Annotated in this window: 1 protein-coding gene; it reads right to left on the bottom strand. The window is 66.0% G+C overall.

Features of this window, described 5'->3' with window-relative positions:
• A partial coding sequence (locus AAEZ02_RS23560) for a hypothetical protein (protein ID WP_351125679.1) occupies positions 1-235 on the bottom strand: 235 nt, incomplete at both ends.

Below are 235 nucleotides of genomic sequence, written 5' to 3'. Positions count from 1 at the left end.
TTTTTCGGTTGTTTGTTTGGTTTTGGGTTTGTTTTGTCTTTTTGGTTTTTGTCTTGCTTTGTGCCGCCCCCCCCCCCCCCCCACACCCACCCCCCCCCCACCCACCCCCCCCCCCACCCCACCCCCCCCCCCCCCCCCCCCCCCCCCCCCCCCAGAAAACACAGCCCCATGACACTCCGCCCCCCACCCCGCACGCAGCAGACCATGCCAGCAACCGTGACCCGGCATATTAAGC

The sequence above is a fragment of the Shewanella sp. T24-MNA-CIBAN-0130 genome (assembly GCF_040310185.1).
Lineage (GTDB): Bacteria > Pseudomonadota > Gammaproteobacteria > Enterobacterales > Shewanellaceae > Shewanella > Shewanella psychromarinicola.
The sequence above is the reverse complement of the archived record's forward strand: the minus strand, read 5'-3'. Positions and strand labels throughout refer to the sequence as shown.